This window comes from Mesorhizobium amorphae, assembly GCF_014843845.1.
GTDB classification, from domain to species: Bacteria; Pseudomonadota; Alphaproteobacteria; order Rhizobiales; family Rhizobiaceae; genus Mesorhizobium; species Mesorhizobium amorphae_A.
Genome location: NZ_JHQS01000024.1, coordinates 163,652 through 176,540, shown reverse-complemented (window position 1 = coordinate 176,540; position 12,889 = coordinate 163,652). Strand labels below are relative to the sequence as shown.

The window sequence follows — 12,889 nt, the reverse complement described above, 5'->3', positions numbered from 1 at the left end:
CGGGGGCGAGGAAGCGGGCACGCCCATGACCACCTTCACCCCCGTCACCGCATCCGAAACCCTCTCCACCGTCCAATGGGCGGCGGCGGAAGACGCGCCGCTGGAAATCCTCGGCCATGGTTCCAAGCGCGGCATCGGCCGTCCGCAGCAGAGCGAGCACACGCTCGACCTGTCGAAGCTCACCGGCGTCACGCTCTACGAGCCCGCCGAACTGGTGCTGTCGGCCAGAGCCGGCACGCCGCTTGCCGAGATCGACCAACTCCTGGCGCAAAACGGTCAGCAGCTGGCCTTCGAGCCGATGGACTACGGCCCGCTGCTCGGCGGCGCGCCCGGAAAGGGCACCATCGGCGGCGTGCTGGCCGCCAACCTTTCCGGCCCGCGTCGGCTGAAGGCGGGGGCGGCGCGCGATCATATCCTCGGCATCAGCGCGGTTGCCGGTCGCGGCGAGGCCTTCAAGTCCGGCGGCCGCGTGGTCAAGAACGTCACCGGCTACGATCTCTCCAAGCTGATGGCTGGCAGCTGGGGCACGCTTGCCGTGCTCACCGACGTCACCTTCAAGGTGCTGCCGGCGGCCGAGACCGAGGTGACGCTCGCCATCCGCGGCCTGCTCGACGAAGCCGCGACCGCCGCCATGGCACTGGCGCTCGGCTCCAGCGCCGAAGTGTCGAGTGCCGCTCATCTGCCCGAACGCGTCGCCGCGCGCGTCGCCGCCGGTCACCTTGGCAGCGAAGCCGCGACGCTGCTGCGCGTCGAGGGGTTCGGCCCATCGGTCGCCTACCGCATTGCCGCGCTGAAGCAGCTGCTCGGCAAGGCCGGTCCGCTGCAGGAGATTGCGGGCGAGGCGTCGAAGACCATCTGGCGCGATGTCCGCGATTGCGTGCCCTTCGCCGATGGCACTGAAAAGCCGGTCTGGCGCATCTCAATGGCTCCGTCGCAGGCGCACCAGATGGTGCTGACGCTGCGCATGCAGGCCGGCGTCAGCGCTTCCTACGACTGGCAGGGCGGGCTGATCTGGCTGCGCATGGAGGCAGGGGATCCCGAGGCGAGCCTGCTGCGCGGGCTGATCCGCAAGCATGGCGGCGGACACGCGACGCTGGTGCGTGCCGCTCTCTCGCATCGCGCCGCCGTGCCGGTGTTCGAGCCGCAGGCCTCGCACCTCGCGGCCCTGTCGGCGCGGCTCAAAGCCGAATTCGACCCCAAATCGATCCTCAACCCCGGCCGCATGGCGCCGGGCTCAGGCTCTGCTACTCTCAGCCCCACAACGGAGGGAGCAGCACCATGAGCAACACCAATCCAGGCCAGAACACGCCGCGCCAGACCGACCGCTGGCTGGAGCCGGGCGCGACCAACGCCTTGGTCATCTATATCCTCTATCTCGCCGGCCTCGTCATCGGTATCACCGGCCTTGTCGGCATCGTGCTGGCCTACATCAACCGCGACAAGGCCGGCGGCTTTGTCGAGAGCCACTATACATTCCTGATCCGCACCTTCTGGATCGGCCTGCTCTACGCGCTGATCTCGGCGGTGCTGATCTTCTTGGTGATCGGCCTCCTGCTGATGTTCGCGGTCGCCGTCTGGTTCATCGCCCGCTGCATTCTGGGCATCCAGGCGCTGCAGCGCGGCGAGCCGGTCAAGAACCCGGAAAGCTGGCTCCTCGGACAATAGGATTTTTGCGTGCAGACCAATTTCTCAGCTGCCCAGCTTGCCGATCCGCATGTCGCGGAATCGGAGAAGATCCTGCGCAAATGCGTGCATTGCGGCTTCTGCACCGCTACCTGCCCGACCTATGTGACGCTGGGCAACGAACTGGATTCGCCGCGCGGGCGGATCTACCTGATCAAGGACATGCTGGAGAACGGTCGTCCGGCCGACAAGCAGATCGTCACCCATATCGACCGCTGCCTGTCCTGCCTAGCCTGCATGACCACCTGCCCGTCGGGCGTCAACTACATGCATCTGGTCGACCACGCCCGCGCCCATATCCAGGAGACCTACAGACGCCCGCTGCTCGATCGCCTGACGCGCGCCATGCTGGCCTTCGTGCTGCCCTATCCCGCGCGCTTTCGCGCCGCGCTGAGACTGGCGAAGCTGGGAAAACCCTTTGTCGGCCTGTTCGAAAAGATCCCGGCGCTGAAGCCGCTCGGTGCCATGCTCAAGCTCGCTCCGGTCTCGATCCCCACGGCGTCGCCGATGGCATCTCCGGGCATCCATGCCGGGCAGGGGACAAAAAAGGGTCGCGTCGCCATCCTCACCGGCTGCGCACAGTCGGTGCTCGATCCCGCCATCAACGACACGACGATCGCGCTGCTGACGCGGCTGGGAGTCGAGGTGGTGGTGCCGGAGGGTGAGGGCTGCTGCGGCGCGCTGGTCCATCACATGGGGCGGGAACCAGCAGCGCTCGCCTCGGCGAGACAGAACGTCGACGCCTGGACGCGCGCCATCGAGAACGGCGGGCTCGATGCCATCATCATCACTGCATCGGGCTGCGGCACCACCATCAAGGATTACGGCTTCATGCTGCGCCTCGACTCGGCCTATGCGGAGAAGGCGGAACGCGTCTCGGCGCTGGCCAAGGACATCACCGAATATCTGGCAAGCCTCGACCTGCCCGAACCGGTCCGTAAGCCCGGCACGATCGTCGCTTATCACTCCGCCTGCTCGATGCAGCACGGCCAGAAGATCACCCGCCAACCGAAGGAACTGCTCACCAAAGCCGGCTTCGTCGTGCGCGAGCCACGCGAGGGGCATCTGTGCTGCGGCTCGGCCGGCACCTACAACATCCTGCAATCCGAGATCTCGGCCAAGCTGCGCGACCGCAAGGTGAGGAACATCGAGGCGACGGGTGCGCAAATCGTCGCCACCGGCAACATCGGCTGCATCACCCAGATCGCGTCGGCCGCGAAGCTGCCGGTGGTGCACACGATAAAACTGCTCGACTGGGCCTATGGCGGGCCGCGGCCGGAAGGCGTTTCCGAGGAAAGGCTTGTCGCTGCCGAGTGACGGCTGCTCGATTGCGGGTCTATTCCGCCGCGAGCTTGTCCGCCACGCCGTAAGTCGCGTTGTAGAGCGCGCGCTGGCGGTTGAGCGCCACCATCGTGTTGCGCAGCAGGATCGCGACGGTGATCGGGCCGACGCCGCCCGGCACCGGCGTGATCCATGACGCCACGTCCTTGACGCTGTCGGTGTCGACGTCGCCGACGATGCGGTTTTGCCCGTCGGGTCCGATCTCCGAATTGATGCCGATGTCGATGACGGCCGCACCCGGCTTGACCATATCGGCCTTGATCAGCCGCGGCTTGCCGACGGCGACGAACAGCGCATCGGCGCGCCGCGCATGCGCCGCCACCGAGCGTGTCATGTGATGGCAGACCGTCACCGTCGCGCCTTCGCTCATCAACAGGAAGGCGATCGGCTTGCCGACGATCTCGGAGTGCCCGACGATGACCACTTCGAGCCCCTTGAGGTCGAGGCCGGTTTCCTTGAGCAATTCGACCGAGGCCGCTGCCGTGCAGGGCGCCAGATCGAGCTGGTTGTAGACGATGTTGCCGATCGAGGCCGGATGCATGCCCTCGACGTCCTTGAGCGGATGCACCGCGGCCTGCAGCGTCTTGATCGGGATATGCGCCGGCACCGGCCGCTGGATGATGATGCCGGTGACTCTAGGATCGGCGTTCAGGCCATGGATCGCTGCTTCCAGCTCACCGGCGCTGATGTTGGCGGCAAAGCGCCGTTCCTCGAAGCCGATGCCGGCGAGCTCCGCCTTGGCGCGCTGGTTGCGCACATAGACGTCGACCGCCGCGGTGTCGCCGACGGTGATCGACACCAGCTTGGGCGGGAAACCTTCAGCTCTCGCGACCGCCGCATCCTCGCGCACGGCGGCGATGATACGCTGGGCAACCGGGCCACCCTTGAGATAGCGGCTGTCATCGGGGCGGGACATGGCTGGGACCTTTTGGAGCGGGGGATCTTGGCTCGGCGAATTGTGCACTGCAATAGCAGAGCACGGCCGGCAAATCAGCCCCCGAAAATGAAACGCCCTGCCTCCGGGGCGACCTGTCGCACAAAAAACGAAAGGGCAGCGCGGTTTCCCGTACTGCCCTTTCGTGACTGGCCGCATCCCCACACGGCCCGTCCCCCGTTTACTCTTTGCCAGTCTAAGCACGTCTCGCAAAAGCGCGCTATGGCTTGAGGGCAACAGCCCACGCCAAAAACGACTCAGCGCTGCCTAACCGGCTGATTCGCAGTCACTATATCACCACCACCGTCGTTCCGACGTTCACCCGCTCGTAGAGGTCAACCACGTCCTCGTTGCGCATGCGGATGCAGCCCGACGACACCGCGCCGCCGATCGTCCATGGCTGATTGGTGCCGTGGATGCGGTATTCCGTCGTGCCGAGATAGAGCGCGCGCGCGCCGAGCGGGTTTTCTTCGCCACCGGCGAGATAGGTCGGCAGATAGCGGCCCTTGGCGGCCTCGCGCTTGATCATCACCGCCGGCGGACGCCAGTCCGGCCAGACGCGCTTGTTGGTGATCTTGTGCGTGCCCGACCATTCGAAGCCGGGTTTGCCGGTGCCGACGCCATAGCGCCGCGCCTTGCCGTTCTTCTCGACCAGATAGAGGAAATTCTGCGTCGTATCGATGACGATCGTGCCCGGCTTCTGCGGCCCGTCATAGGCGACTTCCTGCGGCAGGTAGATCGGGTTGATCTGCGGCCTCTTCACCAAGCGCTTGGCCGGCGCCTGCACGGCTGCTGTGCGCACCTGGTCGGGTTGTGCCGGCTGTGCGTAGCGCATGCGCGGCTGCTGCGCGACCTGCCGGTTCTGCCGCACGATGCCCGGGGCGCGGCCAAGCTGCAACACCCAGGGCGCCGAAAGGTCGGGGCTCACCATCACCGGCGGCCGGTCGGCATAGCGGTCATCCGCATAAGAGGACGTGACGCCGGCGGCAAGAAGGGCCGCGGCGCCGAGCACGGAACGCAAAAACATCTTCATCGGAACGCACCTTGATCGTCTGACACGCGGGGGAAAGTGCCCCCGGTTCCCAGGACCTTGGCGCGAAGCGGCAACCGAAACATGAATCGGAATGCGTAAAATGCCGCTTTGTCAGTAAACCTTTTGGTGTGGTTACCGGCCAGTTCAGGAATCTGGTAAAGCCGCGGTAAAATCAGCGCAAAGACGCATTAACAAATGGATTTCTTGTGATTGCAAACGAAGATACCGGCCTGCTCGCCGGGCCCGATGGCATCTCGCGCTGCTTCTGGCACGGCAACCTGCCCGACTATCTGCACTATCACGACCATGAATGGGGCCGGCCGGTGGCCGACGACCGCAGGCTGTTCGAAAAAATCTGCCTCGAAGGGTTTCAGTCGGGCCTGTCCTGGCTGACCATCCTGCGCAAGCGCGAGAATTTCCGCGAGGCTTTTGCCAATTTCGAGTTCGACAAGGTTGCGGCCTTCACCGACAAGGATGTCGAGCGCCTGCTCGGCAATGCCGGCATCATCCGCCATCGCGGCAAGATCGTCTCGACCATCAACAACGCCAAGCGCGCCCGCGAAATGGCCGACGAATTCGGCTCGCTCGCCGCCTGGTTCTGGAAATTCGAACCGGGCCCGGACGAGCGGCCCGAGATCGTCGACCTCGCCCATCTTCGCGCCAATCCGACGACGGCGGTTTCGGTGCGGATTTCAAAGGAATTGAAAAAGCGCGGCTGGAGCTTCGTCGGCCCGACCACCGTCTACGCCTTCATGCAGGCGATGGGCCTGGTCAACGACCATCTCGAAGGCTGCGTCTGCCGCAAGGAGGTCGAAGCGGAGCGGAAGAAATTCAAGCGCCCGAAATGAGCAGCAATCAGGTTCCGCTGGCGCCGGTCAGGAACAGGCCGGCGACGATCGCAGCCAGCGCGGCGAAGGCCGGATAGATCACCAGCAGGCCGGTCATCAGCGCATCGCGGACCGTCGAGCCCTTGCGCTCGTCGGCACTGATCTCGAACGGACCTGCCATCTGGCTTGTCGTCACGGCTGCATTGCTGCCCGCCGGCCGCAGCCGCGCCGGCAGTTCGTGGACGCCGTGTTCGATGTCGAATTTCCCTGCCGTGGTCATGGCCCCGAACCCTTTGTTTCGGCGTGCTTATCGGCTCCGATTGTGTCGGCACGATGCCGCACCCATGGCGGAATTGTTTCCTTTTGGCGCAGTTTGTTTCAGCAAAGGCGCAAACCCTTGCCGCTCCGGGCTGCATCGGTTAGGACACGCGCGCCGCGGAAATAGGAAATTTCCTGCCGCGCAACGCCACGAAACACCGAGTATCCATCCCATGGCCGACAAATCGGAAAAGACGAAAGCGCGGCTGCCGCGTGGCTTTGCCGACCGCAGCGCCGACGATATCCGCGCCGTCGAGAAGATGATGGCGACGATCCGCTCGGTCTATGAGCTTTATGGTTTCGAGCCTGTCGACCAGCCGCTGATCGAATACACCGATGCGCTGGGAAAATTCCTGCCCGACCAGGATCGCCCGAACGAAGGTGTGTTCTCCTTCCAGGACGACGACGAGCAATGGCTGTCGCTGCGCTACGACCTGACCGCGCCGACGGCGCGTTTCGTCGCCGAAAATTATGAAAAGCTGCCGAAGCCCTATCGCAGCTATCGCTCCGGCTGGGTGTTCCGCAACGAAAAGCCCGGCCCCGGCCGCTTCCGACAGTTCATGCAGTTCGACGCCGATACGATTGGCACGCCGGGCGTCGCGGCGGATGCCGAGATGGCGACGATGATGGCCGACGTGATGGAAGCGCTGGGCATCAAGCGCGGCGACTACGTCATCCGCGTCAACAACCGCAAGGTTCTGGACGGCGTGCTGGAGGCGATCGGCCTTGGCGGCGACGAGAATGCCGGGCGTCGGCTGACGGTGCTGCGGGCGATCGACAAGCTGGACAAGCTCGGGCCGGAGGGCGTGAAACTTCTGCTTGGGCCCGGGCGCTGGGACGGGGGCAAGGAAGGTGAGGGCGACTTCGCCAAGGGCGCCGGACTGAATGACGTGCAAGCCGAGGCCGTTCTTCTTGCAACAGCGAAGAATGAACAGGCCCGCCAGGATTCCAACGTCAGTGGTAACGCGATCTACCAGGAAGGCGTCAGCGAACTCTCGACGATTGAAGCCTTGGTCAGGGCAGCGGGGTACGGCGAAGATCGCATTGCCATGGACCGCTCCGTCGTCCGCGGCCTGGAATATTACACCGGCCCGGTCTTTGAAGCCGAACTGCTCGCCGAGATCCCCAACGAGGACGGCCAGATCGTGCGCTTCGGCTCGGTCGGCGGTGGCGGCCGCTATGACGGGCTGGTCTCGCGTTTCCGTGGCGAGCCAGTGCCGGCGACAGGCTTTTCCATCGGCGTCTCCCGGCTGATGACGGCGCTGAAGAACCTCGGCAAGCTCGACATGTCGGATGTGATCGCGCCGGTCGTCGTGCTGGTGATGGACAAGGACACCGAAAGCCTCGGCCGCTACCAGAAGATGGTCGCTGACCTGCGCGCCGCCGGCATACGCTCGGAGATGTATCTCGGCGGGGCCGGCATGAAGGCGCAGTTGAAATATGCCGACCGCCGCGGCAGCCCGGTCGCCATCATCCAGGGCGGCGACGAGCGCGCCAAAGGCGAGGTGCAGATCAAGGATTTGATCGAAGGCGCGCGCATGTCGGCCTCGATATCCGACAACGCCGAATGGCGCGCGGCACGGCCGGCGCAGGTGACGGTGGCGGAAGGCGAGCTGGTTGGCGAGGTCAGGAAGATCCTGGCGGCGCAGGCGGCCGATCGTGCGAAGGGTGGCGCTTGAGCACCCCCCTCTGGCCTGCCGGCCATCTCCCCCTCAAGGGGGGAGATTGGATGCTGCGCATGCTTTCGCCAATCTCCAGCGCTGAAGGAGAGGCGCTGAGCCGCAAGCCGCCGATCTCCCCCCTTGAGGGGGAGATGGCCGGCAGGCCAGAGGGGGGCGCCTCGCGCTCAACCTATCCATGACCTCCCGCTACCCCGCCATTGCAGCCGACATCGCCAACCTCTTCGCCGCGCGCGGCACGCATGCGGTCGAGGTCGCGGTGCTGCAGCCGGCCGATCCGTTCCTCGACATGGCCGGCGAGGATCTGCGCCGCCGCATTTTTCTCACCGAGAGCGAGACCGGCAAGACGCTGTGTCTCAGGCCGGAATTCACCATTCCCGTCTGCCTCGACCATATCGCCAGCCAGGCCGGCACGCCGCGCCGTTATTCCTATCTCGGCGAGGTGTTTCGCCAGCGCCGCGAGGGCGGCAATGAGTTCTTCCAGGCCGGCATCGAGGATCTCGGCGACCGCGACACGCCGCATGCCGACGCCCGCTCGCTGGCCGATGCGCATGCGCTGCTGTCGCTGGCTCTGCCCGGCAAAGCGCTGAACGTCACGCTCGGCGACCAGACCATTTTCGAGGCGGTGCTCGCCGCACTCGGCCTGCCGCGCGGCTGGCGCATGCGCCTTGCCCGCGCCTTTGGCTCAGCGGCGATGCTGGAGGCGGCATTGGCCGACCTCGCCAACCCAACGCGCAACAGCCAACTCTCCGGCCCGGTCGCGGCTCTTGTCCTGGATGGCGATCTGGACGGGCTTTCCGCGCACATTGCCGGCGGCATGGAGGAAACCGGCCTGTCGGCGTCGGCTGGGCGCTCGCCGTCCGATATCGCGCGCCGCCTGATCGAGAAGGCCGAGTTGCGCAGCGTGCGGCTCTCCAACGAAGCGTTCTCGGCGCTGAAGACATTTCTGGCGATCGACGTGCCGCTTGACAGTGCGGCCCAGGCGCTCGAGAGCTTCGCGGCAAGTGCCGGCCTGTCACTGGGGGCGGCGCTGGACAATTTCGCCGCCCGCGCCAAGGCAATCGAGGCGCATGGCCTGCCGGCTGCAAACATTCACTACGACGCCGCCTTCGGCCGCCCGCTCGATTATTACACCGGCCTCGTCTTCGAGATCGCGGTGGAAAATGGCGAGCGACCGCTGGCCGGCGGCGGCCGCTATGACCGGCTGCTGACGCTGCTCGGCGCCAAGACGCCGATCCCTGGCGTCGGCTTCTCGGTCTGGCTCGACCGCATCGAGGCGCTGCGGGAGACGGCGTCATGATTACGCTGGCGCTGCCGTCGAAAGGCCGGCTGAAGGAGCAGGCGCTGGAAGTCTTGGCCAAGGCCGGGCTTGCCGTCAGCCTGCCGGGTGACGAGCGCAAATATCGTGCCCGCATCGAAGGCATGGACAGCATCGAGGTGGCCTTCCTGTCGGCATCGGAAATTGCCGGCGAGATCGGGCAGGGCTCGGTCGACCTCGGCATCACCGGCGAGGATCTGTTGCGCGAGAGTCTTGCCGACTGGGAGGCGCGTGCCGAAATCGTCGCCCGCCTCGGCTTCGGCAATGCCGATGTCGTGGTGGCGGTGCCCGACATCTGGCTCGATGTCGACACCATGGCCGATCTCGACGACGTCGCCGCCGATTTTCGCCAGCGCCACGGCAGGCGGCTGCGCATCGCCACCAAATACTGGCGGCTGACGCAGCAGTTCTTTTCGCAAAAGCACGGCATCCAGGTCTATCGCATCGTCGAGAGCCTCGGCGCCACCGAAGGCGCGCCGGCGGCCGGATCGGCCGATGTCATCGTCGACATCACCACCACCGGCTCGACGCTACGCGCCAACCACCTCAAGGTGCTGACCGATGGCGTTGTCCTGCGGTCTCAGGCTTGCCTTGTCGCGTCGAGGAAGAAGCGCGCGGCGGCGGATGAGGCGCTATTGCGCAACATCGCCGCGAAGATGAAAGCGGTAGTCGGTTAGCGGCGGCGCGATGCCCTGCTTCCGTACCATCGACGGGATTTCCACCACCCCGCTAGGCTGATAGGCTCGACCATCCCGGGAGGAGACGGCGATGGCGATCAATCTCGACGAGCTCAAGAACGCCACCAATCTGCGCGGGCGCGGCAAGCGCGAGGCTTTCATCGCGCCGCTCGACGGCCGGGCGCATGTCTCGGGCGACCGCTCGGTGCCGCTGCTCGACAAGACGATACCTCAGCTGTTTTCCGACACGGTCAGCAAATACGGCACGCTCGATGCCGCGATCTTCGTCGGCCAGGACAAACGCTTCACCTGGAGCGAACTGTCGGACACGGTCGATACGCTCGCCGCCGGCTTCCTGGCGCTCGGCCTGGAAAAAGGCGACCGCGTCGGCATCTGGTCGCCCAACCGTTGGGAATGGCTAGCGACGCAGTTTGCCACCGCCCGCATCGGCCTGATCCTGGTCAACATCAACCCCGCCTACCGGCTGACCGAGCTGGAATACGCGCTCAACAAGGTCGGCTGCAAGGCGCTGGTGACGGCGGCCAGTTTCAAGACCTCCGACTATCTCGGCATGATCGAGACGCTGGCGCCGGAGCTTGCCAAGGCCACCCCCGGCAAGCTCAAGGCGCAGAAACTGCCGGCGCTGAAGATCGTCATCCGCACGGGCGATGACAACTCGCCCGGCATGTTCAATTTCGCTGATGTACTGTCGATGGCCGGCCGCGACGAGCACGACAGCCTCGACCGCATCTCCGAGGGGCTGAAGCCCGGCGAGGCCATCAACATCCAGTTCACCTCAGGCACGACCGGCGCGCCGAAGGGTGCGACGCTGACCCACAACAACATCGTCAACAACGGCAATTTCGTCACGTCGGCGATCAAGCTCACCGTCGACGACCGGCTCTGCATCCCGGTGCCGCTCTATCATTGCTTCGGCATGTCGATGGGCACGATGGGCTGCGTCACCAAGGGCGCCACCATGGTCTTCCCAGGCGAGGGTTTTGACGCCGGGGCGACGCTCAAGGCGGTGGCACAGGAACGCTGCACCGGCCTCTACGGCGTGCCGACCATGTTCGTCGGCCTGCTCGACCATCCGGATTTTGGCTCATTCGACCTCACCAGCCTGCGCACCGGCATCATGGCCGGCTCGCCGTGCCCGATCGAGGTGATGAAGAAGGTGGTGTCGCTGATGCACATGTCGGAGGTGACCATCGCCTACGGCATGACCGAGACCAGCCCGGTGTCGTTCCAGAGCGGCGTCGACGATCCGCTGGAAAAACGCGTCTCGACGGTCGGCCGCATTCATCCCCATGTCGAGGTCAAGGCCATCGACGCCGAGGGCGCCACCGTCGCGGTCGGCGCGCCGGGCGAGCTTTGCACGCGCGGCTATTCGGTGATGAAGGGCTATTGGGACGACCAGGAGAAGACCCGCGAGGCGATCGACGCCGATGGCTGGATGCACACAGGCGACCTCGCGACCATCGACGCCGAGGGCTATTGCAACATCGTCGGCCGGGTCAAGGACATGGTCATCCGCGGCGGCGAGAACGTCTATCCGCGCGAGGTCGAGGAATTCCTCTATCGCCACCCCAAGGTCAAGGAAGTCCAGGTGTTCGGCATTCCCGATCCGAAATATGGCGAGGAGCTATGCGCCTGGATCGTGCTCAGGCCCGGCCAGACCGCCACCGAGCAGGAGATCAAGGCCTTCTGCACCGGCCAGATCGCCCACTACAAGATCCCGCGCTACATCCGCTTCCGCACCGAGTTGCCGATGACGGTGACCGGCAAGCCGCAGAAATTCCTGATGCGCGAGGCGATGATCGAGGAACTGGGACTGGTGACACAGAAGACGGCTTGAGGAGTCGAATGCCGGTTAGGATTCCGCGGGGTTCGGCAGAAACGCACAAGGCTTGAATGCGTGGTTTCGCACGATCGGTGACTTCTCATGCGATGCCCTTGGCCGCCCTGGCGATGGCTGTCGCAGTCAGAGCCAGCGGGCTGTCGGTAGACGAAGGTTCGCTGAGCGTCAGGATATTTGTCGGAGCGCTTTCGAGTGCGATCATGTTCACCACCATTTTCGTGGTGCTCGACCACGCCGAGGCAGTGGCCCATCGTGTGGGGGAGCCCTACGGCACGTTGGTGCTGACTTTTGCCGTGACGGCAATCGAAGTGTCGATCATCGTTTCCATGATGCTGCATGGAGAGAACAACCCTACGCTGGCGCGCGAGTCCGTTTTCTCGACGGTGATGATTACGTCTACCGGCGTTGTCGGCATGTGTCTCACGCTTGGCGGCTGGCGTCATCGCAAGCAGGCGATTGTCCGGCAAGGGACCAGCGCATATCTGGCGGTCCTGGTCGCGCTGACCGTCATGACGCTTATTCTGCCGACCTACACGCGAACCACGGATCCCGGCACATTTTCAGCGGCTCAGCTTGGTTTTGTGAGCGTACTTTCCGTGCTGCTCTATGCAAGCTTCGTGTTCGCGCAGACCGTGCGGCACCGGGACGACTTCATCGAGGGACAAGCACACGACGCTTCGGTGCGAACTGCCCCTCACGAAAGCATCTCCGCCAGCGCTCTGTTGCTGGTGATCGGGCTGATCGGAATTGTCATGCTCGCCGAGCAGGTCGCCGCAAGTGTCGAAGATGCGCTCGTTGCCTATCAGGTGACCCAGGCCGACAGCATTGTGGGGGCAATGATCGCGGGGCTGGTTTTGCTGCCGGAGGCCATTTCGGCGATCCGTGCTTCACTCAACAATGAGCTGCAGCGCGGCTTGAATGTTGCGATGGGTTCGGCCTGCGCGACGATTGGTTTGACAATACCGGCGGTCGCGGCCGCCAGCCTGCTGACGGGAAGAGGGTTGACCCTGGGGCTCCCGGAGGCTGACGCAGTGCTTTTGATTTTGGCGCTTTTCATATGCGGCGTAAGCTTTAGCAACGAAAGAACGACATTCCTGACCGGCATGGTCCATATCGTCGTATTTTTTACCTTTGTATTTCTGATATTTATACCTTGAAACTGGCAATCAGGCGCATGGATGGGATGGCGACCGGCCAGGAAACCGCTATCCGGCTTGC

General features: G+C 64.7%; 12 protein-coding genes. 9 read left to right on the top strand and 3 right to left on the bottom strand.

Features of this window, described 5'->3' with window-relative positions; all coding sequences use genetic code 11:
• The first annotated feature begins 25 nt into the window (after positions 1-25).
• From glcE to glcF, 3 genes are read left to right on the top strand one after another with little or no spacing between them, the layout of a single operon-like run.
• Entirely contained in the window at positions 26-1,282 is a 1,257-nt protein-coding gene (gene glcE, locus DH08_RS13755) for a glycolate oxidase subunit GlcE (protein WP_192179810.1), read from the top strand.
• Positions 1,279-1,665, top strand: coding sequence for a DUF4870 family protein (locus DH08_RS13750; protein ID WP_192179809.1), 387 nt, complete (start codon positions 1,279-1,281; stop codon positions 1,663-1,665). The genes glcE and DH08_RS13750 overlap by 4 nt, the downstream gene beginning before the upstream one ends.
• 9 nt (positions 1,666-1,674) lie before the next feature.
• Entirely contained in the window at positions 1,675-3,000 is a 1,326-nt protein-coding gene (gene glcF, locus DH08_RS13745) for a glycolate oxidase subunit GlcF (RefSeq protein ID WP_192179808.1), read from the top strand.
• 19 nt (positions 3,001-3,019) lie between these two features.
• On the opposite strand, the gene DH08_RS13740 is transcribed toward glcF, so the two are convergent.
• Both DH08_RS13740 and DH08_RS13735 read right to left on the bottom strand, forming a co-directional pair.
• Positions 3,020-3,940, bottom strand: coding sequence for a bifunctional 5,10-methylenetetrahydrofolate dehydrogenase/5,10-methenyltetrahydrofolate cyclohydrolase (locus DH08_RS13740; RefSeq protein WP_192179807.1), 921 nt, complete (start codon positions 3,938-3,940; stop codon positions 3,020-3,022).
• A 307-nt stretch (positions 3,941-4,247) separates the two neighbouring features.
• Complete coding sequence (locus DH08_RS13735; protein ID WP_192179806.1) at positions 4,248-4,991, bottom strand: L,D-transpeptidase; 744 nt, start codon at positions 4,989-4,991, stop codon at positions 4,248-4,250.
• Positions 4,992-5,200: 209 nt separating this feature from the next.
• On the opposite strand from DH08_RS13735, the gene DH08_RS13730 reads away from it, so the two are divergent.
• Positions 5,201-5,839: a DNA-3-methyladenine glycosylase I gene (locus tag DH08_RS13730; RefSeq protein ID WP_192179878.1), complete on the top strand. Its 639-nt coding sequence runs from the start codon at positions 5,201-5,203 to the stop codon at positions 5,837-5,839.
• 7 nt (positions 5,840-5,846) lie between these two features.
• Here DH08_RS13730 and DH08_RS13725 read toward each other — a convergent pair whose 3' ends face one another.
• Positions 5,847-6,098, bottom strand: a complete 252-nt coding sequence (locus DH08_RS13725; protein WP_192179805.1) for a hypothetical protein — start codon at positions 6,096-6,098, stop codon at positions 5,847-5,849.
• 211 nt (positions 6,099-6,309) lie between these two features.
• Here DH08_RS13725 and hisS point away from each other — a divergent pair, with 211 nt between their 5' ends.
• The 5 genes from hisS (at position 6,310) to DH08_RS13700 (ending at position 12,828) form a co-directional block, all read left to right on the top strand.
• A complete protein-coding gene (hisS, locus tag DH08_RS13720; protein WP_192179804.1) occupies positions 6,310-7,815 on the top strand; it encodes a histidine--tRNA ligase in 1,506 nt (501 codons plus the stop codon).
• A 178-nt stretch (positions 7,816-7,993) separates the two neighbouring features.
• Entirely contained in the window at positions 7,994-9,115 is a 1,122-nt protein-coding gene (locus DH08_RS13715; RefSeq protein ID WP_192179803.1) for an ATP phosphoribosyltransferase regulatory subunit, read from the top strand.
• Positions 9,112-9,810: an ATP phosphoribosyltransferase gene (hisG, locus tag DH08_RS13710; protein ID WP_192179802.1), complete on the top strand. Its 699-nt coding sequence runs from the start codon at positions 9,112-9,114 to the stop codon at positions 9,808-9,810. The genes DH08_RS13715 and hisG overlap by 4 nt, the downstream gene beginning before the upstream one ends.
• A 91-nt stretch (positions 9,811-9,901) precedes the next feature.
• Positions 9,902-11,668, top strand: coding sequence for an AMP-binding protein (locus DH08_RS13705; protein ID WP_192179801.1), 1,767 nt, complete (start codon positions 9,902-9,904; stop codon positions 11,666-11,668).
• 56 nt (positions 11,669-11,724) lie between these two features.
• Positions 11,725-12,828: a calcium:cation antiporter gene (locus DH08_RS13700; protein ID WP_192179800.1), complete on the top strand. Its 1,104-nt coding sequence runs from the start codon at positions 11,725-11,727 to the stop codon at positions 12,826-12,828.
• Positions 12,829-12,889: the final 61 nt, after the last annotated feature.

Bases quoted from the DNA above. Each gene is read 5' to 3' on its own strand.
- glcE (WP_192179810.1), top strand. From the start codon at position 26: ATGACCACCTTCACCCCCGTCACCGCATCCGAAACCCTCTCCACCGTC.
- DH08_RS13750 (WP_192179809.1), top strand. From the start codon at position 1,279: ATGAGCAACACCAATCCAGGCCAGAACACGCCGCGCCAGACCGACCGC.
- DH08_RS13740 (WP_192179807.1), bottom strand. From the start codon at position 3,940: ATGTCCCGCCCCGATGACAGCCGCTATCTCAAGGGTGGCCCGGTTGCC.
- DH08_RS13735 (WP_192179806.1), bottom strand. From the start codon at position 4,991: ATGAAGATGTTTTTGCGTTCCGTGCTCGGCGCCGCGGCCCTTCTTGCC.
- DH08_RS13725 (WP_192179805.1), bottom strand. From the start codon at position 6,098: ATGACCACGGCAGGGAAATTCGACATCGAACACGGCGTCCACGAACTG.
- hisS (WP_192179804.1), top strand. From the start codon at position 6,310: ATGGCCGACAAATCGGAAAAGACGAAAGCGCGGCTGCCGCGTGGCTTT.
- DH08_RS13715 (WP_192179803.1), top strand. From the start codon at position 7,994: ATGACCTCCCGCTACCCCGCCATTGCAGCCGACATCGCCAACCTCTTC.
- hisG (WP_192179802.1), top strand. From the start codon at position 9,112: ATGATTACGCTGGCGCTGCCGTCGAAAGGCCGGCTGAAGGAGCAGGCG.
- DH08_RS13705 (WP_192179801.1), top strand. From the start codon at position 9,902: ATGGCGATCAATCTCGACGAGCTCAAGAACGCCACCAATCTGCGCGGG.
- DH08_RS13700 (WP_192179800.1), top strand. From the start codon at position 11,725: ATGCGTGGTTTCGCACGATCGGTGACTTCTCATGCGATGCCCTTGGCC.